Below are 26,163 nucleotides of genomic sequence, written 5' to 3'. Positions count from 1 at the left end.
AGAGGGGAACCACGTGCCAGTTATCGATGCCCAAGCGCGCAGCGCTCCGCTGCGGTGGCGCACCCGTGGCTTCGCGGGCCTGGGCGCTCTCCTCTATTCCCTCGCCCTGTCGTTTATCTACGGTGTGAACGCGTGGGCCATCGGCCCTGTGCACGCCTGGGTGGCCGACCTTGGGCGCCTGCAATGCGGAACTGAGTTTCCGCGCCTGTACCTGCAAGAAGGGCGCTGCCCCACCATCGGTTTTCCGGAAGGGACAGCCACGGTCAACGGTGGTATTTTTAGCCGCGCGGCCACCTTCTTTTCATTAATATTTCCCGGCGACGCCGCCGCAACGCTCTCTGCGTGGTACCTCATCTGGATCGTCCTGGCACTGGTGGGCGCCTACGGGCTGTTCTTCTGGCTCACGGCGCACCGCCTGATCGCGGCAGTGGCTGCCGCGGTATGGATGATCAACCCTTCCCTTATCGGAATGGGGAATTTTGGTACCACCTTCTGGGGCGCTCTCCTTCTACCCGCCACCATCTACGTGGGCACGGTGCTGCTGCGTTTGTGGCTGCAGCCGCCCTGGTGGCGCCGGCTTCTTGCCGGAGCCGGCTGGTGCGGGGTTCTTACCTGGGCTGTTTTCCTTGACGGTTATTCTTTCGTCATGCTCGGCTTCACCGCTGGGGTGGTGGTTATTGTGCTACCGCTGCTGCGCGGGCGTAGCGGTCTGCGGGATGCCGGTCTGGGCTTTATCTATATGTCGGTTGCCAGCGCAGTTGCGCTAGTGGTCTATTACCGCAGCTCCGGTGGCGCCCTGGCCGGCATGGGTACCAGCGAAGATTTCTTCCGCTCCATGGGAGTGGATGTCGCTACCACGATTATCCCCACCTCGAGCGTGTGGTGGGCCGACCTCCTCGGAATCGGGCTGGATGCGGATGTGCTGTGGGGAGACGGCACCAACGTCCGCTGGAATTACATCGGTATCGCGGCTTTGGTGCTGCTCGTTTGTGTGCTGGTCTGGGCGCGCGGGTCACGCCGCTACGTGCTGCTCTGGGCCTGCGTGGCGCTGGTGGCCTTTGTTATCGCCCTGGGGCCCTCGCTGAAATGGTGGGAGATCCGCGGTCCGCTCACCCCGCCGATCCAGGTGAGCGACTACCTGATGCCGCGCTCGGAAGCCGTGTGGACCTTCCCGTGGGCACCGCTGTATGAGGAGCTCCCGGGGCTCGATCTCATGCGGGCGATCTACCGCTGGATGCTGGTGGTCCGCCTGGCTCTTCTCGCGGCGCTCGCGAGCGGTATCAGCGCGTTGGTGCGCAGCGAAGCGCGAGGTAGCTGGAGGCGGGTAGCCTGCGGAGTTTTAGCCGCGCTAGCCGTGGTGGGCTCCGCCCCGAACTTCGCCGGCCTAGCGGTAGGGGCCAGCTATCGTGCCACCCATCTTGAGGCACTTATCGGTGAGATTCCGGAAAAACTTGATGCGGCTCTGCCGGACGATGCCGTGGTGGCTTTCAGTTCCCCGGTATCAGGCGGTAATGATTTCCTAGCCGGGGTGCTCGCGAGCGAGTCTGACCTGGTCCTCTACAACACCTTCGGAGATAAAGATGTGGCCCGGGCCCGCGAAAACTGGACGCCTGAAATGCAGGATGTCATCGGTTCGCACGCGAACTTTGGGCATTCGGTGTGGCAGGTGCTCTACACCGGGCAGGTGCAAGCGGTTATCATCCCGAATTTTGATTTACGGTGGGGAATTGAACAGGGGTCCACGGATACTTTTGCCGCGGAGGCGCAAGCGTTGCGTGAACAAATTGCGTCCGACCCGCGCCTGCGGGTGGAACTCCATAAGGATTTCACCATCGTGACGCTCGCGGAATAGCGCACTGGCGTACTAGCTGGCACGTGCGCCAATGCGCCAGCGCATGATCGGCGTGCGCGTTACCAGGATTAGCGGCAACGCGCACGCTTCGCCCCCGTTGCCCTCGGTGCTCAGACGCGCGTAATCCCCGCGAAGTCAAAGGCGGCCGCGAGATCCTGGTGGAGGCGCGGTACGCCCATAATCTCCTGAATATGGCGCTCACCCGCGGTAGCGAGGCGCTCCCACAACTCATCATCACGCATGCCGTCCACGATGGCCCGGGCGAATTCCTCCGGGCTATTGGCGATCAGCGCGGTGTGGCGGTCCTCCAAGCCCATACCCTCTGCACCGATATCGGTGGTCACAATAGGAACGCCCCAGGAGAGAGATTCTCCGACCTTCCCCTTCACGCCAGCGCCGTAGCGTAGCGGCGCGATGGAGAGCCGAGCCGGGTTATAAACATCGGCTAAATCAGCGGCGTAGCCGCGTAGCTTCACACCGTTCCCCTCAAAAACGCGCAGGGATTCCGGCGGGTTCTTCCCGTACACATTGACCTCGACATCACCGAGCTCTTGACGCACCAGCGGGTGCACCTCGGTGAAATACCATTTCAGGCCGTCCGCGTTCGGGGGATGGGCGAAGGAGCCAATAAAACTGATGCTGCGCCGGCCCGTCAAACCGGCGGGGTGCTCTACCGGGACGTGCACATTCCCCACCACAAAGACCGGAAGTTCGGGGTGGTCCGCATGCAGCATCTTGGCCTCTTCGGAGGACACAACCAGGGTGGCGGTGCTCGTTCGCATAACCCCGAGCTCCAATTCCTTAGTTTGATGCGCGGCGGTGATAAGAGCAGCGTCATCGGCAAGTTTCGCTTCACGTAATTCGCGGGTGCCGTGCAGATCCACCGTGTCAAAAATAACGGGGACACCCGGAAGTGCGTGGGTAACGGGGAAAAGGCTTGCGGCGGCTACCCCAACTCGGGAGAGTATCACCCCGCGCACATTCCCGCGCAGCAGGATGGTGAGGGCTTGCCCGCTAATATTCGCGCGGCCCATATCGTTATATGTATCGTAGACAACCTGGATCCCGTACGCGGTCAAATTGCCGACATAGGGTTCGTGGCGGGTTTTGTTTTGCGGAATGAAGATGGGTTGGTATCCGAGCCGGAGCAGTTCCAGCAAAATCTGTTCCATTCGCACCGAACCCGAGTCCAGATCCGGGGTGATAACAGCGCCGTCGCATACAATAACAACATTTTTCGTATGAACGGCTCGTTCGATCTCAAAATCGGGATCCTCTTCTGGACTTAACGGCTGCGCGGCCAACTCAGCCGCCCATTTTTGCCGGAACTTGTCCCGATTGATGACCTGGTAACGTTTCGTTCCAGACGAGGTTTCAGTCCCGTTCGATACGCCTTCGTGGTGAATAACGAGGGAGCGCGGTTCATAAACGGTGCGGTAGCCCAAGCGCCGTACTTCAAAAGCCAGATCGGTATCTTCGTAGTAGGCGGGAATATAGCGTTCATCAAAGCCGCCCAGTTCATCAAGAATGGACTTGCGTACCGCCAAGCACGCTCCGGAACAGTAATCAACATCCCGGAAATAGGTATAGGAGTGATTTTCGGGATTATCTCCCTTCCCGTAATTCCAGGCGCCACCGTCAGAAAATACCACGCCGCCAGCTTCCTGCAACGTGCCATCCGCGTACACCAAGCGCGCTCCCACCAGCCCGATGGCGGGATCCTTCAGGCGTTCCACAATGGGCAGGAGCCAGCCGGGATTCACTTCGGTGTCATTATTGAGATAGATAACAATCTCACCGCGCGCATACTGGAGTCCGGTATTGCAGGCCCGAATAAAACCGCCGTTTTTCGGCATATGAACAACGCGCAAGCCGATAATGCGATCCAGCTTCTTGCCGGTGGAATCCGGGGAGCAATCATCTACCGCGATGATTTCATAAGGAATATTCCCTGCCGTTTCCGCCACCGCTTTCAGGCAGGCAAAAGTTTCTTTCCAGTGCCCGTAGACAGGAATAATGATGGACACCAGCGGCCGCTCCGAGCAGGGCACCTGGTAGAGAAGCTTCTGGAGTACCTTGCGCCCGGCAGTTTCCGCTCCCGGAACGCGGCGCAGCGCGGAACGGAGGGCAGTCATGGCCGAGGAAGAAGAAACATTCGTCACGGCGGAATCCTTTGGTTGAAGAGGCGGCATCGGCTGTTCTGTTCTTTGAATTGTACTGTAGCGGCGCACCGCGGCGCGGGAAGCACGGACCTCGCGGCGCGGGATACTGTTGGGATGCCGGCGCCCTCCCAGCGTGCACCTGCGTATCTCCCCGTACGAGCCCGCGTAGCTTGTTAGGCTAGGTGCTGGATAATCGCTGATATGGCGGAGAGGGATATGAAACTATTTGTGCAGGTTCCGTGTTTGAACGAGGAAAAAACCTTGCCCCTGGTGCTGGAATCCATCCCTAAGGAAATTCCGGGCATCGATAGCATAGAGATCCTTATTATCGACGACGGTTCGACGGACGCGACCGTGGAGGTCGCTAAATCCTACGGGGTCACCCATTTTGTACGCCACGCCCGCAACCAGGGCCTGGCACGCTCCTTCCGGGACGGCGTGGAATACGCGCTCGCGAACGGCGCGGATATCGTGGTGAATACCGACGGCGATAACCAGTACCCCCAGGAAGCTATCCCGGAACTAGTGGCCCCGATTGTGGCCGGGCGGGCCGATATCGTTATCGCGGACCGGCAAACCTCCAAAATCGCGCACTTTTCCCGTTTCAAGAAGCTCATGCAGAATGTGGGTTCCCGGGTGGTCAATCGGGCGGCCGGCACCAAACTCCCGGACGCTGCCTCCGGTTTCCGCGCCTACTCCAAGGGCGCGCTCTACCGACTCAATGTGGTCACCCAATTCTCCTATTGCATGGAGACTATTATTCAGGCCGGTAATAAGCGCTTGCGTATCGACTCCGTACCCATTACCACCAACCCGAAAACTCGCGAATCGCGCCTGTTTTCCAATATTTTCCAGCACATGTTCAAATCGGGAACCGCGATTGTGCGTTCCTACCTCATGTTTAAACCCCATGTGCCCCTCGGCTGGACGGCGGCGATTACCGGGATCCTCGGTGCCATTCCTTTCATACGCTTCCTCATCTTCTACTTCATGGGCCAGGGCGCAGGCCATATCCAATCTCTTATTTTCGGCTCGGCCATGATCGTGGCTTCGATTATTTCCATCACTATCCTCATCATCGCGGACCTTTTGAAAACCAATCGCGTGCTCCTCGAACAGCAACTGGAGGGCATTAAAGCCCTGCGCTTCGGCCCGCCGCGCCCGCTGGCTGCCACCGCGAGCATCGAGCAAGCCCCCCATGCGCTCGAGGTGCCCGATGAGCTGGAATCCCGCCAGGTGGGCGAGGCGGGGGAGGCCCGCGCGTGAGAATCCTGGGCTTTGGCACCTACAACACCGCGAACCACCCCCGGGTAGGGGTGCTGCTGCGCGGATTGGCTGACCACGGGCATACCGTGCGTGAACTCAACTACCCCCTCGATACCGGCACCGCCGGGCGGGTAGCTGCGCTCGCCAGCGCCCGCGGGGCACTTTCTTTCGGTGCGGATATTGCCCGGCACTGGTGGCGCCTGGTGCGCGGAGCCCGGCGCTTCCGCGGCCCGCACGCCCCGGACGTTATCGTGGTGGGCTACCTCGGCCACTTTGATGTGCTCCTCGCCCGTCTCCTTTTCCCACGCACCCCCATCGTGCTCGACCACCTTATTTTCGCCTCCACCACCGCCACCGACCGCGGCCTGAACACCGGCATCAAAGACCGCCTGCTGCGTACCCTGGATAGCGCCGCTATTCGCGCCTCCACCATCACGGTCCTGGATACCCCCGCGCACCTGGCACATATGCCCGAAGCCCTGCGCGCTCGCGGCGTTGTTGTTCCCGTGGGCTCGCCGGAAAGCTTCTTCGCGGCCCGCAGCGCGCATCCGGTCCACACCCCACCCCGCGTGGTTTTTTACGGCCTCTTCACGCCGCTACAGGGCACTGTCACGATTGCGCGTGCCCTGCGCCTCGTCGAGGAACGCGGCGTGGACCTCGAGGTTACCCTCATCGGTACCGGTCAAGATTATGCTGAAGTGCGCGAGATTCTGGCGGGCGAGGGCGCGCACGTCCGGGTGACGTGGCGGGATTGGGTCGACGCCGCCGCGCTGCCGCGCGATATCGCCACTCATGACCTCTGCCTGGGAATCTTCGGAACTTCGGATAAGGCCCAGCGTGTGGTTCCGAATAAGGCCTATCAGGGCATGGCCGCCGGCCTGGCCCTCATCACCTCGGATACCGCCCCGCAACGCGAGATGCTCAAAGAAGCCGCCTGCTACGTTCCCGCGGGGGATGCCAGGGCGCTAGCCGATATGCTCGTCCGCCTTGCCGCGGATCCGGAAGTTGTTACCGCGGCACGCACCCGTGCCGCCGCGCGCGCGGATCTAGCTTTCCACCCCGCCCAGGTGGTGCGCCCCCTCCTCGCCGCCCTCGACCGAGTCCCGGGCCGGCGCGGCACGAGCCGCAGCAAAGTCCCAGATTTTGGTGCAGATATCCACCACAGCGGCGAAAAGAGCACCCGGTGAAGAAAATTCTGAGCGTCCTGCAAGCGCCTCCCGTGCGGGCCGGGTTTATGATCCTCGCGGTCATGGCCGCGATCTGGGCCATCGTGGCCAACCGGGAGGCCGTGGGAGAGGCGCTAGCCGCACTGCCCTGGTGGGTGAGTCTGGCCGGAATCGCGCTATCTCTCCTCTACGTGGCCTGCACGATGGTTTCCTGGCGCTACCTTCTCAATGATGTGGGCCAGCCCGTCCCCGCGCGGGTAGCCCGGCGTATTTTTTATAGCTCCCAAGTGGCGAAATACCTGCCCGGCGGAGTGTGGAATTTCGTGGCGGCCGCGGAAATGGGCGCGGCGCATTCCATCGCCCGGCGGCGCTCTTTCGTGGCGTTGCTCGTCTCCATGGTGGTTTCCATCGTTACCGGCCTGGTGCTGGCGGTCCTCGCGCTGCTCCTCGGCCCGGCCGGCCTCATGGCGGATTACGGCTGGTTTGCCCTGGCCATCCCGGTGGGCGTGGTGGCCCTGATTCCACCGGTTCTCAATAAAATCATTAGCCTGGGCCTAAAAATTCTGCGGCGCGGGCAACTGGAAGCACAGCTGAGTTGGCGCGGCACCGGCCTGGCAGCATTGTGGGCCGCGGCCGGATGGCTCCTCATGGGCGCCCAGCTTTGGCTCATGCTCATTTATCAGGGCATGGCCGCCTCCATCCCCACCTTCCTGCTCGCCACCGGCGGTTACGCGCTAGGCTGGACCGTCGGTTTTCTTGTTTTCTTCGTCCCGGCCGGGGTGGGGGTGCGGGAACTGGCTCTTGCCGCAGTACTGTCTACCGCGGTTGGGAGCGGGCCGGTTGTCGTCGTCGTACTACTCTCGCGTGTTTTCACGACTATCGCGGACGTGAGCCTCGGGCTCCTCGCCGGTTTCGCCGCGCGCCGTGCGGCCCGCCGCTAGAGTCTGCGGATGCAGATACTCGTGCCATGCGGCACGTAGCGCGCTCAGATGCGGGCGGTAGCGGCGCACAACAACGTACGCAACCGCGCAGGAAAGTCCCACGCACAACAGGAGACCCAGGAGCGCGCGGGGCGGCGTCGTCCAGGCGACCGCGAACACCGGGGTACGCAAGCCCACGTAAAAACGCCAGGCCATCCGCACCGTGAAATCAATGGTGGTGACGGCGAAGAGCAGTGCCCCGGCGAGGGAAAGAACCGGAAGGAGGCGGGAGGCGCGCGCGGGATCCGTCTGTTTACGCAGGTCGTGATGCTGGAGGAGGGCCGCCGCGCATGTCACCAAGAACGGGAAAACGAAGGGGAACCAATAGCGCCCCTGCCACATAACCAGCGGGATACGATCCGCCACCGCAGTATTGAGCAGCAGGGCGCTGAAGGGGAGGACCACCACCCCGAAAATAACGGCGCGGCGGTGGTGGCGCGCCCCGGCCCGGTAGACAGCGATAAGCAAGCAGGCGAAGAAAATGACGTAGCACAGGGAGACCGGGCTGCTCGGCTCCACGTTTCGCCAGCCCGCGGTACCTATTGTCTCGTGGATGTAATAGGGCATGGTCCCCAGAATCTGCAGACCCATGCGGAAAGCACCCTTATTCGCCACCGGATCGGGTGCTTTCCCGTAGGTGGAGGACAGGTAATTCCATCCGAACCAGGCGAGGCACCCCAGGGCACATAGCGCGAGGAAAATCCAGAATCCGGGGGTGCGCAGGTAGCGCTGTACCGCCACGCGCCCAAAAATAATTGCGAAAAGTAGACACAGCAGTATCGCCCAGTAGGGACCCACCGGGCGCGCGCAAATGAGGGGGATAGCGGCTAGACCTCCGCCGATCCAGCGCCACAGCTCTTCGCGGGCGGGAACTCGGTTGAGGAGGGGGAGGAGGAAACCGGTGAGGGCCAGGGCCGCCCCGATTTCCATCGATTGCGGATTAGAAAAACCGCTGAGGGAATAGAAACCCGGAGCGAGCAGGCCGATGGTGAGATAGGGGAGCGCCGCGCTGCGCAGCCCCGCGTAAAGAGAAGAGAAGCCGAGCGCGGCCAGCCCGGCGAAAAGCCCGGCGGAGAGCACCCGGATACCCCAGAGCACATATTTCCCGGAGGCCAGCAGCAGGGGCCAGTGGGTGAGGTAGTAGTAGAGCGGTGGATAGTTAACCGCCGAGGTGCCCTGGGAGATGAGTTCGTCGTTTGTGGTGAAAATACGGGAGCAGAAAGCGGTGGCGGCCGGGTCGTGGCGCCAGCAATCGGGGGCACCGCGCCGCAAAAAAGCGGGGGCATCCACGCGGATACTCTTTTGAGGGATTTGCCCGGTGACCACGGCATAGCCGTAAATTTCGTGCTGGGTTTCATCGGGGCCGCCGTTGAGCGGGGTGAGCAAACTGAGTCCCATCGCATAGATAAAGAAACCCACGAAGGCGAGGAGGAACATTTTCCCGTGCACTACCCGCCGGCGGTCCCGCGAAAAATCGATGGAACGCGCCTCAGCAGCATCGCCGCCCATGATCACCTCGATTAGTCATTGATTTACGTACATCTCATAACAAGTAAGCCCAAGGAATTATATGACGGGTACGGGAGAATCGGCACATCTGCGCGCGTAGCGCCACGTGAACACCAGGTACGTTCCCGCTACTGTGATGGCGAGCGCGGCGCCGATGATGGCGTGCGGCGGGGTATCGGTGAGGACCCGCCCCAGTGGCGCCGTGGTGATGCCCGCGTAAAAACGCCAGGCCATCCGCACCGTGATATCAACGGTGGCCAGGAAGAAAAGAGCGGAGGTCGCGCGAGCGAGTGCCCCGCTCACCGTGGAACGACGGCGCCCGGAGGTCGCTATGACCATCACGCACACCCAGAAGAGCGGGAAGAGGAAGGGGAAGCCGTAGCGGCCCTGCCAGATAGGGAAGGTGGTGCGGCTGAGCACCAGGGTATTCATGAGGACGGCGCTGAGCGGCAGCGATATAAAAGCCAGGGCGATAGACACCCGGTGCCGCGCCTTCCCCCCATGCCACGCGGCCGCCACAACGGCGAAGATGACCACCCAGTAGAGCACCGTGACCGGTACCGAGGTGGTGACCGAGCGCCAGCCGGCCGTTCCGATGGTTTCGTGCATGTAGTAGCGGAAGTTCCCGAGCAGGCGCAACGTGAGAGCACCCCAGCCGTCGTTGATAACTTCGGTGGGGGTGGGGCCGTAGATTGTAGAGATGCGGGTCCAGGCCAGCCAGCCCAGGCACCCGGCCGCGCAGAGTACCATAAATATCCCGAAAGCGCGGGTACGAATATAGGTGCGCACCCGCTCGCGCCCGAATACCCCGGCCAGCAGCAGGCACATGGCAATAGCCCAGTACGGACCTACCGGGCGTGCCAGAATGAGCAGGAGTGCCGCGCAGCCCCCCGTGATCCACCGCCCCGCAGTTTCCCGCGGGGGAAGGGACCGAACAAGCGGGATAAGGCACCCGGCCATGGCGAGGGCCGCCCCGATTTCCAGACTTTGGGGATTGGAAAAACCCGCGAAGGTGAAAAAAGCCGGGGTGAGGACGGTGAGGGCGATGCAGGCTTCGAGGCGGTGGGGCAGGCCGGCCACGAAGGCGGAAACCCCGAAAGCTGCCAGTAACGAAAAGAGCAGCGCGGAACATATCCGCACGGCCCAGAGCGCCGCCGCACCGCTGAGGAAACGCAGGGGCTGGTGGGTGAGGGCGTAGTAGAGGGGCGGATAATTGACCGCGCTTGTTCCCATTTCCCGCAGGGTGGCATCGGAGCTGAGCGGGGGTGAACACCACGCCGTTTGGGCACGGGTGGTGCGCCAGCAATCGGGGGCACCCGAACGCAGGTAGCGCGGGGCGAGCACCCGTTCCGATTCGAGCGGGATATTACCCGTGACCACCTGGTACCCGTATATTTCGTGCACGGGTTCATCCGGGGAGCCCTGCAGCGGGGTGAGCAGGCTCAAGCCTGTGGTGTAGCAGAGAAAAGCGAGAAAAGAAAAAAGGAAAATCCGAGGGGACCACAAGCCGCGGGAGGTGGGAGCGGGCGGGTCAGCCGGAGCAGCCGGAGGAGCGGGGCGGTGCGGACGAGGTGTCATACTGCCGCATCACCGATGCGTCCGCCGCGCCGCCGCCGCGCATCACGTAATCCCTGGCGCATGAGCTGGCGCCGCTCGGCCCCGCGGTCGAGGAGCAGCCCGTTAAAGGCCAGGTATTTCACCAGCCACCAGGCATAGCGTACCCGCCACTTGCCCGGGAATAGCGAACTGCCAATCACCCGGGCGGTATTGCGCACCAGATAGTAATTGCGGATCGGGGCATGGACGTGGACCGGTTGCGTGCGCCCGGGAAGAAGAACGACGGCGTCACCTAGGGAGTGGTAGAGCCGGGCGGCCGTCACGCACACCAGGCGCCACCCCTGGCTGCGGGCCCGCACGCCCCACTCCAGGTCCACGTGGTCGATAAAGAGGGCGGTGCCCATCCCGCCCACGTCATCGAGCGTCTCCATCCGAATGAGGCAGCCGGAGGCGATAAGGAAAGCAACGTCGAGGACCGGGCGTTCCAGTTCGGCCGCGGTGGCGCGCTTGGGGGCCCACTCGCGGGCAACATAGACCAATTGGTCCTCTCCTTCGCGTTCTTCGCTGGGGAGGGGGCCGGCGGCACCGATCTGAGGATCACCGGCCAGTACCTCGAGCAGGCGGGCCACCATATCCGAGCCGACCAGGGAATCCTGATCCATGAGCAGTACGAAACGAGCGCCGCGGGCGCGAGCCTGCTCAATGCCGATATTCGTGGCCGCCGCAATCCCGAGATTCTGGGTGAGTGAAATGAACTGGGCATCCACCGCGCGGGCGCTTTCCGCTACGGCTGTCCGGCGCGATTCTTCCGAACCGTTATCAATAACCACCACGTGCCCGACCTGCATGGCCAGCGCGGTGAGACGAGCAGCGCAATTCCCGTCCGGGTTATAGGTGATCACGACCGCGGTGACCTGGTTGGCGAGGGCAGATAGCTCAGCCCGCTTCATATTTAGCTCCGCAGAGTGCCAAGGAATGCCTGGACATCCTCGTAGCGGGGGAGGAGCCCGCTGCGTTCAGCCTCGTCAAGACCGGGGGCCTCGGTATCCTTCGGGGAGAGCAGCAGCTCGAGCTTTTTGCCCTGCCGATCAGTTTCCGGGAAGACCAACCCCACCTGCGAGCACAGCGGATTCACCCCGTGTTCCCTCCCGGGAGCGTATTGCGCCGAGCACAGGTAGACCACGGTGGAATCATCTTCCAAAGCTACGAAGCAGTGACCCAGGCCCTCCGAAATATAAATGGCTTTCCGAGTGTCATCATCGAGAAGAACGGAATCCCATTTTCCGTAGGTGGGGGATCCCACCCGGATATCGATAACAAAATCGAGAACCGCACCGCGCGGGCACATCACGTACTTTGCTTGGCTGGGCGGCACATCAGCGAAGTGGATACCGCGGACGGTGCCTGCCTTCGACACGGAGGTATTTACCTGGCGCACATCCAAACGATGACCGATTGTTTCTTCAAAAACGGAGGATTTGTAGGCTTCCAAGAAAATACCGCGTTCGTCGGGGAAATGTTTGGTGGTGATTTCCCATGCGCCCGCAATCGCTAATTCCCGAATCTCCATGACGTTATCCTTATGTCGGCTACTCGATGTACGGGAACTACGATACCGTCTCCGCGCCGGTGATGCGGAAGCTAGACTGGAAGAGCTAGCGCCTTTCCTTGGTCCCGGCCTCATTTAGCCGGTGAGGAGGGCAGGCCGCCAGGCGCCCTGTCAATTCCCCGAAGGACCGTATGAGAAGCACCGATACCACCATGAGCTCACGCCGTTTCATCACGTGCGCGGGCTTCCTCACGGTTCTCTTCCTTCTGTGGCAAATGCTCTGGGCCCTTGGCAGCCCGCCGCTGCGTACCCCGGATGAACCCCATCACCTCAATTCCATTATTCGACTCGAGCAGACGGGGCAGTGGCCCGATCCGGGAACAAGCTGGCTCTACCGCGATATTTTTGAGGCGTCGCGGGCTAGTGGTCTGCTCGTGGAGGGTGCCCCCAGCTACTCCTTGCATTACCGCACTCGCCTGGGGCGAGATGCCTGGATAGGTGCAGATCCGGATTCTTATCCCAGCCAGAAAATTCTCCCGCACGAGCAGCGCAGTTCCCTACGGGCCGAGGGGAGAGTTCCGATTTTGGATCAGATGACCCAGCATCCCCCGCTCTATTACGCCGGCGGGGCACTGGTGCTCCGCGCCACCGGGCTAACGGATGCCCCCTGGGATCGCCAGATCCTCACCCTGCGGCTCTATTCCATTGTGCTGACGTCGCCCCTGGTGCCCTGCCTTATTTTCGCGGCCCGCCGCGCCGGCCTCAGCCGACGTGGCGCTCTGCTGGCCTCCGGCACCGTGTACGCGATCCCCATGCTCGCCTTTATCTCCGCTTCGGTTACCAATGACGCGCTCTTCATCGGTGCCGGAGCCCTCACCATGGCAGCGGTGAGCGCGGCCATGTTCGGAGCCGGGCGGTGGCGTACCGTCCTGGGGGCGGGGCTTGCCCTGGGGCTCGGCTTGTGGAGCAAGGGGATTTTCATTCCCATGGGCTTGGTGGTCTTTCTCGCCTTCCTTGCCAATCCGCGCGTAGGAACATGGGGGCGGCGCCTGGCCCAGGGACTGAGTGCGGGACTCATCGGTGTCGTGACGGGCGGGTATTGGTGGCTGCGCAATATCCTGCGCTACGGCGTTATCCAACCGGATGGTTTCCAGGCCGAAGCCAAAGCGCCGGGCAGCGACATCGGCTTCTTTGCTGAGCGGGTGACCACGTCCTTTGTGGACTCCTTCTGGTCGGACTTCGGGTGGCTAGATGTCACTTTTGCCCCGCCCCTCCTCATTCTTCTTACTCTTCTCGCACTTATTCTTCTTGTTCGCGCCCTCCGCACCCACCCCGATAAGCTGTGGCGCTTCCTCATCTTCACCTCGAATATTGTGCTGGTCCTAGGGATGCTTATCGTGCAGGCGTATAGCCAGTACCGAGGATTGGGAATTATCGGCGGAGTGCAGGGCCGCTATCTTTTTGCCGGAGTTGTGGGCTTGCTCGTGGTCATCACGATGGGCGCGGCCGGGCACCACTGGGATCCGCCACTGCCCGAAACCGCGAGCCGGCCCCGCTACCGCGAAGAAGCAGGGTGGCGCAGTTTCCTCCTCCCCGCGCTGGTGGCCGGAAGCATGCTCCTCTCCGCGTACGCGATGCTGCTGTGGTTGCGCTCGTGCTACCCGGGGGCTTTCTTGGGCATAGGTGTAGAACGCTGGGCACGTGCGACTGGACTGCCGGCACCGTTGCTCGTGAGCGTCGCGGCCCTCGGGTATGCCGCGCTCCTGGCGGCCGGAGTAGTGTGTTATCGGCTTACCCGCGCCCAGCTGCTGCCCCAGTTTCACCCCGTGAGGCCGACGCACCAAAGCGCCAGCTCATCTCACCCTGCCGCGGCTTCGGTCCAATGAGTACAATAACGCGGGTATAGACAAGGAAAGGACACCCATGCGCTGGATGGTTACCGGAAGTCGGGGAATGCTCGGCCAGGATCTCGTTGCTTTGCTCGCACAGCGCGGGCAGAACGTGCTCGCCGTGGATAAGAGCGAGTTGGATATTACCGATCCGGCCGCGGTAGCGCACCTGGTCGATAAGGTCGACGTCGTCGTTAATGTTGCTGCGCACACAGCCGTAGATAAAGCCGAAAGCGAGGAGGCTGCGGCCTTCACCATCAACGCAACCGGCCCGCAGATCCTGGCCCGGCGCACCGCTCATATCGGCGCGAAACTGGTGCAGGTGTCCACCGATTATGTATTTTCCGGCGACGCCGTGGACCCTTACGAAGAAAATGACGTCATGAACCCCAAGGGTGCCTACGGACGCACCAAAGCCGCAGGCGAATGGGCGGTGCGTGCCGAAACGGACGACTACTACATCGTGCGGACCGCGTGGCTCTACGGCGCGCAGGGTAATTGTTTCCCGAAGACGATGGCACGCCTGGCCTCCGAACGCGATGCGCTGTCCGTCGTGACCGATGAAGTGGGCCAGCCCACCTGGACCGTGGACCTCGCGGATCTGATTTACCGCATGGTCGAGGCAAATATTCCCTCCGGGACCTACCACGGAACATCCTCGGGAAAGACGAACTGGTGGAATTTCACCCGCGAGATCGTTTCGACGCTGGGCAAAGACCCGGCGATGGTGGGGGAGACGACGGCTGCTGCTTTCAACCGCCCCGCCCCGCGCCCGCATTTCTCGGTGCTCTCGCACGGTGCCCTGCGCCGGGCCGGTATCGAGCCGATCGGGGATTGGAAGGACCGCTGGGAAGCCGCGGCACCGAGCGTGCTCGCGGAGTACCTGGGCTAGTCGAGTACTCGGGCTAGCGAGCTAGCTCGGTAGACGAACGGGGCGGCCGACACCATGTCAGCCGCCCCGCTTATTTGAGTAGACCCGAGTCGCGCGCCCGGTGGGCTCGCTCGAGTAGCGCTTTAGTAGCTTGCCGAAGGAATATCGTGCTGGGCTTCCAGGATCCCGAGCAGGTAGTCCCCGTAACCGGATTTACGCAGTTTCTCCCCGCGTTCTCGCAGTTCCGCATCGGTGAGGAATCCGCGCCGCCAGGCAACTTCCTCCGGGCAGCCCACCGAAAGACCCTGGCGGGCCTGGATGGTGCGCACGAAGCTGGTGGCATCCGCGAGGGAATCGAAGGTGCCGGTATCTAGCCACGCGGTACCGCGGTCGAGCACCTCAACCTTGAGTTTGCCCGCTTCCAGGTACTTGCGGTTGACATCGGTGATTTCGTATTCCCCGCGTGCGGACGGCTCGAGGTTGCGGGCGATCTCGATAACGTCATTGTCGTAGAAGTACAGACCCGGTACCGCGAAATTGGACTTCGGGTGGGCGGGCTTTTCCTCAATGGAGATTGCCTTGAAATTCTCGTCAAATTCGACGACGCCGTAGGCGCGCGCATCCGAGACATGGTAAGCAAAAATAGCGCCACCATCCGGATTGGTATTGCGTTCCAAGCGGCGGCCCATCGTGGGGCCGTAGAAAATATTATCTCCGAGCACCAGCCCGGCCGGTTCGTTACCGATGAAATCCGCGGCGATGGTGAAAGCGGTAGCCAGGCCGTTGGGCACTTCCTGCACCGCGAAAGAAATGCTGATGCCGAATTGGCTGCCGTCCCCGAGGAGCCGGTGGAAGGCCGGGGCATCTTCGGGTGTGGTAATGACCATGACGTCACGAATCCCGGCGAGCATCAGGGTGCTCAGCGGATAGTAGATCATCGGTTTGTCATACACGGGTACGAGCTGCTTGGAGGTGCCCAGCGTAACGGGATGAAGTCGAGTGCCGGAGCCTCCGGCCAGAATGATTCCACGCATAGGGTCATTTTTGCCTATTTGCAGGCCGGGCGCCACCGGCCGGGCCGGTTACGCCCGCGGTGATTGTGAGCAAATCGCCCAAGCGGCGCAAGGCGCGCCCGGACGCGGCAACACGCCGGACTCGAACGAAAGTTCGGGTGGGCAATATACCGCTTTCGCTTGACTTTTGGGGTATGACACGCTTGTAATTTATAAAGACACCTTGGTTAGAGGAGGACATGTGCGGAGGATTAATCCCGGCTTGCGCGTCGCGGGGAACGGCGGATTGACGCCGCAGGACGCCCAGGACGCCATGCTCGATATCTTCGACCTCGGTTACGAGAAGGCCGATTCGGCATCCCTGCACTGGCGTGAATCCGCGTTGTGTGCCCAAACCGATCCCGATATTTTCTTCCCGGAAAAAGGCGGCTCCACCGCCCCCGCCACCTCGATCTGCCACGAATGTCCGGTGCGGGAGGAATGCCTGGAATACGCCCTCCAACATGATATTCGTCACGGTATCTGGGGTGGCATGTCGGATAATGACCGCCGGCGCCTGAGTCGGCAACGCCGCCGCGTCGGCGAGGCATAACCGCCCAGCGCCCGCGCTGGCGTAGCATCAACAGCAATGCAGTTCAGAATTCGCGCTCTCGTTATTACCCGGCCGGGCTCCGCCTACCTGGAGGACACCCTCGCCGCGCTGGAATCCTCCACCCGGAAACCCGATGCCATCAGCGTGCTCACCGGAAAACTCGGGCTGGCTGTCAATGAGGCGCTTGCCGCGGATAGCCGTGACACAACGGGCGGTGAACCGCGCGATACCGAAGAATCCAGCAGAGCAGAATCTACCACCGGCTACGACGCCTACTGGATCCTCCACGACGATAGCGCCCCCGCCCCGGATGCCCTCGCGAATCTCGCCCGCACCCTGGAAAACGCCGCGAATATTGGCGCGGTGGGCTGCAAACAGGTGGACTGGTCCGATCCGGGTGCGCTTCTGGAAGTCGGAATCCGCGCCACCCGCAGCGCGCGGCGGGTTCCCGAAGTGGCCCTGGACGACCGCGACGGCGGGCAGCTGGATGGGCGTTCTGATGTTCTCGCGGTGGGAAGCGCCGGCATGCTCGTGCGCGCCAGCGCCCTGCGCGACGTAGGCGGTTTCGATACCTGGCTGGGGCCTTTCGGGGACGGACTCGAACTCTCGCGGCGTTTGCGCGGAGCGGGCTGGCGCGTCGTCGTCGAACCTGCCGCCACCGTGCGCCACGCGCGTGTGTCTCTCGGAAACGACGGCCGTGATTCTTTCGCGGCCCGCCGCGCCGCGCAACTCTATAACGCGCTGCTCGCCGCGCCCGCGCTGCTCGCGCCTTTCCTTTTCCTCGGTTACGTGCTGCTCGCCCCGGTGCGGGCGCTGGTGCGCCTCCTCGGTAAAGAGGCACGGCTTGCGGACGGTGAAGTGCGCGGGGCCGCCCGCCTGATCGCGAGCCTTCCCGCGCTGGTGCGGGCGCGCCGGCGGCGCCGTCGTACCGAAAAAAGCCGCGCCGGGCTCGCGGCCCTCGAAGCGCGCGGGCGCGATGTGCGTGCGGCCCGGCGCGAAATGACACGCAGCGAACGGGAGAAAATCCGTTTGGTGGCGCGTCCGAATCCGCTTGAAGAAGCAGAACGACGGCGCTGGCGCCGGTCCACCGCACACGCCCGGCGCACCGTCCTCCTCCTGACCGCCCTCGTGGCGGGTGTGGCTGCCTTCCCGCTGCTGCGCGGCGGGTACCTGATGGGCGGGGCGCTGCGCCCCGATGCCCTTAGCGGCACGGAACTGCTGCGCGCCAGCCTGCCCGGCTGGCTCGCGGTAGGGGATGGCACCCCGGGGCGCATCGACGCGCTGTGGACCCTCCTTTCCCCGCTAGCCCTGGTACTGCAGCCCTTCGGGGGCACCCTGGGGGACGCGGCGGTACTCCTGCTTCTCGGCGCGCCCGTGCTGGCCGGCATGACGGCTTTCTGGGCGGCCCGCACCCTCACCTTCTCCCCGCACGTGCGCGCGGTGGCCGGCCTGGTGTGGGCCGGGGCCGGGCCCCTGGTGGGGGCACTGAGCGCGGGCCATGTGGCCGGAGCGCTCGTCCATATTCTCTTGCCGGTGCTGGCCGCCTCGGTGCTATCCGTGTGGCGCCTGCCCCGCACCCGCGACCGTATCGAATCCACCGCGGGCCTGGGCACCGCGGCGCTGGCCGGTATCTACCTGGCCGCGGCGGCCCCGGTGATGCTCGCCGTTCTTCTTCTCATTGCGCTGGTGGGGGCGCTGCGCTGGCGGCGTGCCCGCTGGCTGTGGGTGGTGATCCCGGCAGCCGTTGTGGTCATTCCCGGGCTGGAAGCAAACTGGCGGCTGCTTTTCGCCACTCCGGGAGAGCCCTTCGCCGCCCGCCCGGTCCCGCTCGATCTCCTTTCCTTCTCCCCGCTCACCCAGCCGGAGTCCCTCCCGTGGCTCGGGGAGATTGCCATGATCTGCGCGGCTTGCCTGGTGGTTATCGCGGTGCTGGCCCTGGGGCGCGCCCGCAACTGGCAGCGCATCCGCGCCGGCTGGCTTATTGCCGCGGCCGGTTTCGCCTGGGCGGTTGCCTCCACTCACGTTTCCGTGGCCCGGGTGTACGACGGCGCCACCGCACTCAGCGCGCCGGCCTGGAGCGGTATCGGCTTGAGCGTGGCCTTCGGCGGGTTGTGGATTGCCCTGGTGAGTGCCGGGGACGGCCTGCGTACCGATATGAGCGGACGCTCCTTCGGGCTCTTCCAACTCCTAGGCCTTGGTTCGGTCGCGGTCCTCATCCTCAGTGCTCTGGCTGGGTCGGGCCTCTACCTCAGCCGCGCGCTCACCGGCACCACCGAGCTGCACCTGGAAACCGGCCGGCCGGTGCCGGCCGCCGCCACCCTCGAAGCATCCTCCCCGGACCGGGTGCGGGTCCTGGCGCTCTACCCGGCTGAGGATGGTATCCGTGCCGAAATCTGGCGCGGGCCGGGCCGCCAACTCACCGATAGCACCATGGTCGGCGCGCTCGCGGCCCTGGAAGGAAACTTCGCGAATGATGCCGCCGCAGCGGACTTAGCCAGCGCCGTCGCCGATATGAACGCCGGAAACCCGCGCGCCGCAGAGACTCTAGCCGAACACGCCATCTCCTACGTGGTCATTCCGGCCCAGGCCCCGCGCGCCGGAGAGCTGGCCCGCGCCCTGGGCGCAACCGGGCGTTTCGATATGATCAGCTCCAATGAGCAGCAGCTTTCCTGGCGGCTCACCCGCAGCGAGGCGAGTGCCGTGGACGCCGCGCGCCTCACCCTGGACGGCAGCGCACTACCCGCCGGGCGCTACCGTGCGGATACCGAACTCTCTGAGCGGGCGGGGCGCAGCGGCGGGATTGTGCGCCTGGCCGAACGGCATGACCGGCTCTGGGAGGCTCGCCTGGACGGCCAGCTCCTCCCCACCTATAACGCGGGATGGGCCCAGGCTTTTGAGATTCCACCCGGGAGCTCTGGGCGCCTGACAATCTCCTATAACCGCACCGGGGATGGGCTGGTGGCCGCAGCGCGGATCCTTGCCGTGGCCGCAGCGCTCGTGGTCGCCATCCCCGTGCGGCGGAAGGTGGTCGAGTAATGGATCAGATTCGTGATGCAGCCGAAGCGGGGCGCGCCAGCGGGCGCGGGGCGCGCTGGCGGCATCTAACGGTGCGGGCCGGTAGCGCACTCGGGGTGGTGGGAATCGGCGCCGCGGTAGCGGCGGCCGCCGTCGTTCTTCCTACCGCCGCACCCCGCGCGGTAGAAGCGGAGGTGGCCAGCGCGGGAGAAGCCCCCACCCAGCTGCTGTGCGGGGGTGGATTTGAACAAACCATTTCCGCGGGTATGACCGTGGAGGGCACGCCCGGGGCAAACGCGGACAACATCGCCACCCAGGTGCTGCTTTTCGGCACCGCGGATAAGGAGGCGCGCGCCGCGCTTCCCACCGGAACGATCCTGAGTGCCGATCCCGGTGAGGTCCTCTCCGGCGCGGTGGCCTACAGTGCCCAGGGCGGTAACGGGCGCGGCCTGGCCGCTAATCCCTGCGTGAGCGGGGCGGGGGACCTGTGGATCACCGCTTCGGCCACCAGCGTGGGGTACTCCAACCAGCTTCTGCTCACCAATCCGGGCGCCGCGCCTATCACCGTGCGGGTCGACGGCCTGGGCGGTGCCGGTCCGCTCGGCACGGTACGGGTGGCCGTTCCCGGGCGCTCCACCGTACGCCACACCCTGGACGGGCTGCTCGCTGAGGACTCCCGCCTCGCCCTCCACCTGAGCACCCCGGCCGGCACTTTCGGGGCGACCCTGCAAAATCAGCGCATTTCCGGCACCAGCGGTGCCGGGGTTGATTTCACCACCGGGGCCCCCGCCGCCACGGAGCTCACCATCCCGGGGATCCCGGAGGGTTCCACCCTGCGCATAGCCAACCCGGGCGAAGCCACGACGTTCACGGTGCAACTGACCGGAGAAAACGGCACCACCCGCACCCTTCCCGGTGGGGAGGACGTGGAGATTGCCGCAAATTCGGTTATGGACCTCACCCTGGCCGGTATCGACCCGGGCACTTACGCGGTGCAGGTGCGCGGGGCGCAGGCCCTCGCCGCGGGTGTGGCGCTGAGCGGCGGCGGAGATGTGGCCTGGGCCAGCCCGGTTGCCCCGGCCGCCCGCACCGCGGGAAGTTTCGGGCCCGGCCCGGCCCGCCTGGCCCTCGCCGGGCGCGGCCACGTGGAGATCACCCCGGTGGGAGCCGACGGCGTGGACCTCGACCCCGTAGATGCCCAAGTTTCGGGGTACACCGCGGTGGAACTACCCGAAGCTGCGCGCGGCTACCGCATCGAGGCGGAAAACCCGGTGAGTGCCGCCGTGCTTGTGCTTGCCCCGAACGGGGAAGCTGGCGGGGCGAGCGGAATTGATTGGGTGAGCGCGGTCGCAGACCAGCGCGAAGCGCTCTCCGCCCGCGTCGCGGTGCGCCAGAACTAAAAACCGCGCCGCAAAAAATCGATGTCCTCGGGGTGGCGAGAAATCGCCGCGGCAAGCTGTTCGGTGACGATATCGTGAATGACGATACGGGGGAAAGGGCTGGCCATCGCGGTGCGCATCATTGGCATCCGGTAAAACAGCAGGCGGGCCCGCACCGCGCCGCCGCGCTCGAAGGGAAGAAGGCGCGCGAGGGGCACCCCATCCTCCCAGGGGGAGGGATCGGAAGCCGGAACGTCCATGACCGCGAAATCAAGATCGCGCATTTCTTCACCGAAATGGGCGCGATACGTCGCTAATTCAGAGGCGATGATGTCATCGAATTTATCTGCGCGGGTGCGCCAGGCGGGCAGGGTATAGGGGAGCACCGGTCCTTGAATTCCCCGTCCGTGCCGATCACGGCGGCGGGGGCGAGGCGTGGAAGGAAAAGTGTCCATACCCCAAGGTTACACGGGCGTGCTAACGTCTAAGGCGTGAGTCCGTTGAGAAAGTGTTCGCGCACCACGTGCCAGCAGCCGGCTGTTGCCACGTTGACCTACCAGTACGCGGAAGCAACCGCCGTGATCGGGCCGCTCTCACCGGTGGCCGCCCCGGGCACCTTTGACCTGTGCGAAGCGCACGCGGAATCGGTAACGGTCCCGCGCGGCTGGCAGATGATCCGCTTGCGCACCGAATTTGAACCGGCCCCGCCCTCGGATACCGACCTCATGGCCCTCGCGGATGCCATCCGGGAAACCGCCACCCGCCAGCCACCCGAACCCACCCGCGCCACCCGGCGGGTGAGCCGCCCCTCCGATGTGGCGGTGCGCCCGCGCCTGAGCGTGGTACGCGGTGAGGAGCCGGAAACGCCGGCAGCCGACTAGCTGTGGTGCGCACGGGCGCCGGCTGCCAACTAGCAAGACTCGAGCACGACGGCGCATCTTCGGCCGCGCGCCCCTTCCGCACGCTATTCGCGCATTTTTCTGCACGATTGCCACGAACGTGAGAAAATGGCGCTATGACTATGCGCGTTCTTGTGGTCGATGACGATCCCGGTATCTCTGAAATGGTGGCGATCCTGCTGGAATCGGAAGGATACGCCGTGACGGTGTGTGCCACCGGCACCAATGCGCTGCCTATTTTCCGGGCAGAAACACCGGATATTGTACTTTTGGATGTCATGCTGCCCGGAATGAGCGGGGTGGAGGTGGCCCGCCAGCTGCGCGAAGAAAGCGATGTCCCCATCATTATGATGAGCGCGCTCACCGATTCGGTGGACGTGGTGGCCGGCCTGGAAGCCGGGGCGGATGATTACGTCACCAAGCCCTTTGAGAACTCGGTGCTCCTCGCGCGCATTAAGGCGCGCTTGCGGCGCACCGAACCGGAAGTGGAAACGCTGCGGGTTGCCGATCTGGTTATCGACCCGCGCGCCCACCAGGTCACGCGCAACGGGGAAGATCTCCACCTAACGCCCCTCGAATTTGAGCTGCTCACCACTCTGGCACGCAAGCCCTACCAGGTGTTCTCCCGCGAAGAGCTCCTGGAACAGGTGTGGGGCTACCGCCACGAGTCCACCGATACCCGCCTCGTGAACGTGCATATTCAGCGCCTGCGTTCCAAGGTGGAAAAGGATCCTGATAACCCCGAGGTGGTTATTACCGTGCGCGGGGTGGGGTACCGGGCGGGGGCAACCCAGGAGTGAGTCAATTTTCGCGGCGCGGCTATATTCATCGCAGCCTCGGGAGCATGGGGCGTGGCGCGCTCACCTCATTTTCACAATCCTGGCGCACCTCCCTCAACGCGCGGGTGGTTTCCGCGATTGTGGCTATCGGCGTGCTCACGAGCATCGTGACCGCGGTTATTGTTGCCAACCAAACGCGTTCGCAACTTTATGACCGTGCCGTCAGCGCTGCCACCGAGCAATTCTACGGTGCCCGCTCCCAAGCCCAATATGTTTTTGACTCAGCTAATGCCCAAACTTCCGGGGCGGTCCAAGAAATCGCGAACGCGCAGGTGCGCTCCCAATTCGAGCCGATCCGCGGGGTGGTGGGCACGGCCCTCATTCGCTCTCCGGGGCAGAATACCGGTAACTACCTGGTAGCTGATGTGGGAGCGCCCACTCCCGCAACCGTCATGGATGTGCTCACCCCGGAATTACGGGAGGCGGTGCAGGAATCTTCCAGCCCGCAATGGCAGGCGGTTGCTATTGCGAAGGGGGAGGAGGCCACCCTGCCCGGGATTCTTATCGGTGCGACCGTGCGCCTTCCCAATGCTGGAATGTATGAGTTTTACACGCTCTATTCTCTAGAAAACGAAGAGGTGACGGTGGCGCAGGTGTCTCGGGTGCTTATGCTCGCCACTGTTGCGCTTCTTACCATCGTGGCGGTGGCCACCGGTGTGCTCGTTACTGTGGTCTTGAAGCCGGTGCGGGCCGCGGCGGAAAATGCCCGCCAGCTGGCCGGGGGTGCTTTCGATGTGCGGATGGATGATCGCGGGGAAGATGAATTAGCGCAGCTCGGCTCCGCTTTCAACCAGATGGCAGAATCTCTCCAGGATCAATTCACGCGCCTCGAGCGGCTCTCCCAGGTGCAGCAGAATTTCGTATCCGCGGTGTCCCATGAATTGCGCACCCCGGTTACCACCATCCGGATGGCCGGCCAGCTCATCTACGATAAACGCTCCGAACTCCCCTCCAGCCTGCGCCGCTCGGCCGAGCTCCAGCATTCCCAACTTATTTCCCTGGACACCATGCTCTCCGACCTACTGGAGATTTCCCGTTTCGATGCGGGTTCGATGGTGTTGGAAACCAGCAAAATCGACGTCGTAGAAATTGTGCGGCGCGTGATTATTTCCCAGGCCCCCCTCATCGAAGCGAACGGGGTGCCCGTCACGCTGTCCGCACGCGGGGAAACGGTAGCGAGCGTGGATTCGCGCCGTATCGAACGTATCGTGCGCAACCTGGTGGTCAACGCGGTGGAACATGCCGAAGGAGGTCCCGTCAAAGTGCGGGTGGTGGGTTCGGATACCGCGGTGGCGGTGGAAGTATCCGACCGCGGTATCGGCCTGAGCCCCGAGCAGGCCTCTCATGTTTTTGATCGTTTCTGGCGTGCTGATACTTCCCGGGTGCGAAAATCCGGGGGAACTGGCCTGGGCCTGACCATCGCCCGCGAGGATGCTCTGCTCCACGAAGGTCGCCTGCAAGCCACCGGCGAACTGGGGGTGGGATCGACGTTCCTCCTCACCGTGCCCCGCACCCAGAAAGCAGCCTTCACCCCGCCGCTGCCTTTGCGGGTGGCGGCCGCGGAAGAGTGGGCCGATAGCGGGGATATTCCCATCGAAATCGTGCGTGCGGATACCACCGGGTCCCTGACCGCGGTGGGAACTACCGGCACGATTCCTGCGATCCGCGCCAGGGCGGTAGCGGCCGCGGACGCAAGCACCGGGGCCGCTGCGGCGTCGTCGCCTCAATCCGCTGCAACGGGTACGGGTATGTCCGGTACGACGGCGCCAAGCGCGAGCGCGCCCACCGGGCCAGCGGCGCCTACCGGAACAGCAGCGCCCACCGGGCCAGCGGCGCCTACCGGAACAGCAGCGCCCACCGGGCCAGCGGGAAAGGAGGAGGCATGAACGCGCACGTGCTGAAGAAACCCGGGGTGGGGCGTGCCCTCGCGGCGCTGCTCAGCGTGATGATCCTGGCGCTGGCCGGATGCGGGCGACTGCCGCGGTCCGGGCCGGTTAATGAGGCGAGCGTGCCTCCCACCGAAGAAGCTGTTTTCGGTCTCACCCCGGCCGGCCCGGCTACCGGCGCTTCACCCGAAGAAGTGATTCGCGGTTTCCTGCTGGCCGGGAGCAGCGGGGTGGGCGATGATTACGCCACCGCCCGCCAATTCCTCACCAAAGAAGCCGGCCGCACCTGGAACCCGCGCTCCCAGGTGCGCGTGTACCCGAATTCTCAAAACATTTCCCCCACCCAACGGGAGGACGGCACCTATGTTATTTCGGTGACCGCGCAGGGGACCGTGGATACCGGCGGGCGCTACACCGAGGCATCCACGGACGCTATCCACTCCACCACGTTCAAACTGGATCGTAATGCCAGCGGCGAATGGCGCATTGCCGAATTGGAAGACGGCATCATGATGACCGATAGCCTCTTCGCCTCGATGTACGTGCGTACCCCGCTCTACTTCATCGGGCCCGGCTCGGATACCATGGTTCCCGACCTGCGCTTTTACCCGCGTATGACCTTTATTTCCTCCACGATTGCCGGGCTGCTGGCCGGTCCTTCGCCCTGGCTTGCCGATGCGGTGCACTCGGAAATTCCGACAACCTTGCGCATGGCCTCCAGCCCGAAACTGGAAAGCGGCGTGCTGACTTTGGACGTCACGGCCGAAATCTCCACCCTCAGCAGGGAATCCCAGGCCCGCGCCGTGCAGCAAATCCAGCGTTCCTTTACCGGCCAGAGCGTGGTGCCGGTGCATTCGGTGAATATCACGGTTTCGGGTGAGCCGCTGGATACCATCGCCATCGCGGACCTGCCCACGTACCCTTACGGTGCGTATGACCTTACGGTGCTGGAGAATAACCGGCCCTACAAGGTGGAAGAAGGCAAAACCCGCCCGGTCTTTACCAGCGGTGTGTTCGACGATATTCACGTGGCTCGCATGGCCGGGAATTATTCCGATTCGGTGGCCTCCTACGCCCTGCTCACCGCCCAGCGCGACGCCCTAGTACGGGTGAGTACCGACGGTTTCCAGCCCTTTACGATGGTGCGCGGGGAAAACTTGGTGGAGCCCTCCTACGACTACTGGGGCTGGGTGTGGACTTCCGAGGTTGATAACAAGGGCGTGGTGCTGGCCGCGGCTGATGACGGCCGAGTGCGCGAATTGACCGCGCCTTTCCTCAAGGGGGCGCGGATTCGGGAAGTGCGGGCTTCCCGCGAAGGCGCGCGGCTGCTGATCGTGGCGCAGGTGGGGGACACCGTGCAGATGCTTATTGCTCCTATTCAGCGCGATGCCCGCCACGAGCCGACGGCGCTCGGAGATCCGCTAGAGGTGGGGCAGCGCCTGGCGGATGTGAGTTCGGTGGCCTGGATTTCCAGTACGGATATCGCGGTGCTCGGACGCGCCACGGCCGGTACCGATCCGCTGATTTTCGCAGTTCGGGTGGGCGGGCCCATGGAACGCCTCAACGTCACCCCCTATCCGGGGGCGGTGCGGCTGACCGCCGGGCGCGGGGAACAATCGATCGTGGTCCTCACCGACCAGCAGGTTGTTGCCACTCGCGACGGCGGGGCCTGGCGCCCGGTTGCCACCGGCGTCACGGATATCGTGCTGCCGGGGTAGCCGGGGTAGCCGGGGTAGCCG

20 protein-coding genes are annotated in these 26,163 nt (G+C 63.9%); 13 read left to right on the top strand and 7 right to left on the bottom strand.

The genetic code is table 11. The features are described 5' to 3' along the window. Positions 1-13 precede the first annotated feature (13 nt). Positions 14-1,852 (top strand): hypothetical protein, encoded by a 1,839-nt coding sequence (locus tag DDD64_RS03485; RefSeq protein WP_126135039.1) that lies wholly within the window; start codon positions 14-16, stop codon positions 1,850-1,852. Between the two features lie 110 nt (positions 1,853-1,962). Here DDD64_RS03485 and DDD64_RS03480 read toward each other — a convergent pair whose 3' ends face one another. Next, positions 1,963-4,014, bottom strand: a complete 2,052-nt coding sequence (locus tag DDD64_RS03480) for a glycosyltransferase (RefSeq protein ID WP_164545898.1) — start codon at positions 4,012-4,014, stop codon at positions 1,963-1,965. A gap of 216 nt (positions 4,015-4,230) precedes the next feature. Between DDD64_RS03480 and DDD64_RS03475 the strand changes: the two genes are divergently transcribed. The 3 genes from DDD64_RS03475 to DDD64_RS03465 are packed head-to-tail and all read left to right on the top strand — an operon-like array spanning position 4,231 to position 7,387. Further along, positions 4,231-5,280: a glycosyltransferase family 2 protein gene (locus DDD64_RS03475; protein WP_126135037.1), complete on the top strand. Its 1,050-nt coding sequence runs from the start codon at positions 4,231-4,233 to the stop codon at positions 5,278-5,280. Beyond that, positions 5,277-6,467, top strand: coding sequence for a glycosyltransferase family 4 protein (locus tag DDD64_RS03470; RefSeq protein ID WP_206435373.1), 1,191 nt, complete (start codon positions 5,277-5,279; stop codon positions 6,465-6,467). Before DDD64_RS03475 ends, DDD64_RS03470 begins: the two co-directional genes overlap by 4 nt. Further along, the gene (locus DDD64_RS03465; RefSeq protein ID WP_126135036.1) at positions 6,464-7,387 is read left to right on the top strand and encodes a lysylphosphatidylglycerol synthase domain-containing protein; all 924 of its coding nucleotides are present in this window, start codon (positions 6,464-6,466) and stop codon (positions 7,385-7,387) included. The genes DDD64_RS03470 and DDD64_RS03465 overlap by 4 nt, the downstream gene beginning before the upstream one ends. On the opposite strand, the gene DDD64_RS03460 is transcribed toward DDD64_RS03465, so the two are convergent. The 4 genes from DDD64_RS03460 to DDD64_RS03445 form a co-directional block, all read right to left on the bottom strand. Beyond that, a complete protein-coding gene (locus tag DDD64_RS03460; protein WP_126135035.1) occupies positions 7,301-8,935 on the bottom strand; it encodes a glycosyltransferase family protein in 1,635 nt (544 codons plus the stop codon). The two genes, DDD64_RS03465 and DDD64_RS03460, sit on opposite strands and share 87 nt — an antisense overlap. A gap of 57 nt (positions 8,936-8,992) precedes the next feature. Continuing rightward, positions 8,993-10,381, bottom strand: a complete 1,389-nt coding sequence (locus DDD64_RS03455) for a glycosyltransferase family protein (protein ID WP_164545897.1) — start codon at positions 10,379-10,381, stop codon at positions 8,993-8,995. A 128-nt stretch (positions 10,382-10,509) separates the two neighbouring features. After that, entirely contained in the window at positions 10,510-11,442 is a 933-nt protein-coding gene (locus DDD64_RS03450; protein WP_126135033.1) for a glycosyltransferase family 2 protein, read from the bottom strand. A 2-nt stretch (positions 11,443-11,444) separates the two neighbouring features. Beyond that, positions 11,445-12,062, bottom strand: a complete 618-nt coding sequence (locus DDD64_RS03445; RefSeq protein WP_126135032.1) for a dTDP-4-dehydrorhamnose 3,5-epimerase family protein — start codon at positions 12,060-12,062, stop codon at positions 11,445-11,447. Positions 12,063-12,232: 170 nt separating this feature from the next. Here DDD64_RS03445 and DDD64_RS03440 point away from each other — a divergent pair, with 170 nt between their 5' ends. Both DDD64_RS03440 and rfbD read left to right on the top strand, forming a co-directional pair. Then, entirely contained in the window at positions 12,233-13,927 is a 1,695-nt protein-coding gene (locus DDD64_RS03440) for a DUF2142 domain-containing protein (RefSeq protein ID WP_126135031.1), read from the top strand. 37 nt (positions 13,928-13,964) lie between these two features. Beyond that, on the top strand, positions 13,965-14,822 hold the full coding sequence (rfbD, locus tag DDD64_RS03435) for a dTDP-4-dehydrorhamnose reductase (RefSeq protein WP_126135030.1): 858 nt from the start codon (positions 13,965-13,967) through the stop codon (positions 14,820-14,822). Positions 14,823-14,944: 122 nt separating this feature from the next. Here the strand turns inward: rfbD and rfbA are convergent, their stop codons facing one another. Next, positions 14,945-15,835, bottom strand: a complete 891-nt coding sequence (gene rfbA, locus DDD64_RS03430) for a glucose-1-phosphate thymidylyltransferase RfbA (protein WP_126135029.1) — start codon at positions 15,833-15,835, stop codon at positions 14,945-14,947. 220 nt (positions 15,836-16,055) lie between these two features. Between rfbA and DDD64_RS03425 the strand changes: the two genes are divergently transcribed. Genes DDD64_RS03425 through DDD64_RS03415 form a run of 3 tightly spaced genes read left to right on the top strand, consistent with a single transcriptional unit; the run spans position 16,056 to position 20,821 of the window. Then, complete coding sequence (locus DDD64_RS03425) at positions 16,056-16,406, top strand: WhiB family transcriptional regulator (protein WP_016443139.1); 351 nt, start codon at positions 16,056-16,058, stop codon at positions 16,404-16,406. 36 nt (positions 16,407-16,442) lie between these two features. After that, on the top strand, positions 16,443-19,442 hold the full coding sequence (locus tag DDD64_RS03420; RefSeq protein WP_126135028.1) for a glycosyltransferase: 3,000 nt from the start codon (positions 16,443-16,445) through the stop codon (positions 19,440-19,442). Beyond that, positions 19,442-20,821: a DUF5719 family protein gene (locus DDD64_RS03415; RefSeq protein WP_126135027.1), complete on the top strand. Its 1,380-nt coding sequence runs from the start codon at positions 19,442-19,444 to the stop codon at positions 20,819-20,821. Before DDD64_RS03420 ends, DDD64_RS03415 begins: the two co-directional genes overlap by 1 nt. Here DDD64_RS03415 and DDD64_RS03410 read toward each other — a convergent pair. Further along, positions 20,818-21,255: a metallopeptidase family protein gene (locus DDD64_RS03410; RefSeq protein ID WP_039898916.1), complete on the bottom strand. Its 438-nt coding sequence runs from the start codon at positions 21,253-21,255 to the stop codon at positions 20,818-20,820. The genes DDD64_RS03415 and DDD64_RS03410 overlap by 4 nt on opposite strands. Positions 21,256-21,291: 36 nt before the next feature. On the opposite strand from DDD64_RS03410, the gene DDD64_RS03405 reads away from it, so the two are divergent. From DDD64_RS03405 to DDD64_RS03390, 4 genes are all read left to right on the top strand, one after another. Continuing rightward, on the top strand, positions 21,292-21,681 hold the full coding sequence (locus DDD64_RS03405) for a DUF3499 domain-containing protein (protein ID WP_126135026.1): 390 nt from the start codon (positions 21,292-21,294) through the stop codon (positions 21,679-21,681). Positions 21,682-21,815: 134 nt separating this feature from the next. Continuing rightward, positions 21,816-22,499 carry an MtrAB system response regulator MtrA gene (mtrA, locus tag DDD64_RS03400; RefSeq protein WP_126135025.1) on the top strand — a complete coding sequence of 228 codons (684 nt, stop codon included), beginning with the start codon at positions 21,816-21,818 and terminating at the stop codon, positions 22,497-22,499. Beyond that, positions 22,496-24,424 carry an MtrAB system histidine kinase MtrB gene (mtrB, locus tag DDD64_RS03395; RefSeq protein WP_241227354.1) on the top strand — a complete coding sequence of 643 codons (1,929 nt, stop codon included), beginning with the start codon at positions 22,496-22,498 and terminating at the stop codon, positions 24,422-24,424. The genes mtrA and mtrB overlap by 4 nt, the downstream gene beginning before the upstream one ends. Next, on the top strand, positions 24,421-26,142 hold the full coding sequence (locus DDD64_RS03390; protein WP_126135024.1) for an LpqB family beta-propeller domain-containing protein: 1,722 nt from the start codon (positions 24,421-24,423) through the stop codon (positions 26,140-26,142). The genes mtrB and DDD64_RS03390 overlap by 4 nt, the downstream gene beginning before the upstream one ends. Positions 26,143-26,163: the final 21 nt, after the last annotated feature.

This window comes from Actinotignum sanguinis, from assembly GCF_003957255.1.
GTDB classification, from domain to species: Bacteria; Actinomycetota; Actinomycetes; order Actinomycetales; family Actinomycetaceae; genus Actinotignum; species Actinotignum sanguinis.
Note: the sequence above shows the minus strand (reverse complement) of the source record. Positions and strands in the feature narration are given on the sequence as shown.

What these genes read in the sequence shown, in the direction of transcription:
- DDD64_RS03390 (WP_126135024.1), top strand. Translation starts at nt 24,421, where the DNA reads ATGAACGCGCACGTGCTGAAGAAACCCGGGGTGGGGCGTGCCCTCGCG.
- DDD64_RS03460 (WP_126135035.1), bottom strand. Translation starts at nt 8,935, where the DNA reads ATGGGCGGCGATGCTGCTGAGGCGCGTTCCATCGATTTTTCGCGGGAC.
- DDD64_RS03450 (WP_126135033.1), bottom strand. Translation starts at nt 11,442, where the DNA reads ATGAAGCGGGCTGAGCTATCTGCCCTCGCCAACCAGGTCACCGCGGTC.
- DDD64_RS03445 (WP_126135032.1), bottom strand. Translation starts at nt 12,062, where the DNA reads ATGGAGATTCGGGAATTAGCGATTGCGGGCGCATGGGAAATCACCACC.
- DDD64_RS03420 (WP_126135028.1), top strand. Translation starts at nt 16,443, where the DNA reads ATGCAGTTCAGAATTCGCGCTCTCGTTATTACCCGGCCGGGCTCCGCC.
- DDD64_RS03415 (WP_126135027.1), top strand. Translation starts at nt 19,442, where the DNA reads ATGGATCAGATTCGTGATGCAGCCGAAGCGGGGCGCGCCAGCGGGCGC.
- DDD64_RS03440 (WP_126135031.1), top strand. Translation starts at nt 12,233, where the DNA reads ATGAGAAGCACCGATACCACCATGAGCTCACGCCGTTTCATCACGTGC.
- DDD64_RS03410 (WP_039898916.1), bottom strand. Translation starts at nt 21,255, where the DNA reads ATGGACACTTTTCCTTCCACGCCTCGCCCCCGCCGCCGTGATCGGCAC.
- rfbA (WP_126135029.1), bottom strand. Translation starts at nt 15,835, where the DNA reads ATGCGTGGAATCATTCTGGCCGGAGGCTCCGGCACTCGACTTCATCCC.
- DDD64_RS03475 (WP_126135037.1), top strand. Translation starts at nt 4,231, where the DNA reads ATGAAACTATTTGTGCAGGTTCCGTGTTTGAACGAGGAAAAAACCTTG.
- rfbD (WP_126135030.1), top strand. Translation starts at nt 13,965, where the DNA reads ATGCGCTGGATGGTTACCGGAAGTCGGGGAATGCTCGGCCAGGATCTC.
- mtrA (WP_126135025.1), top strand. Translation starts at nt 21,816, where the DNA reads ATGACTATGCGCGTTCTTGTGGTCGATGACGATCCCGGTATCTCTGAA.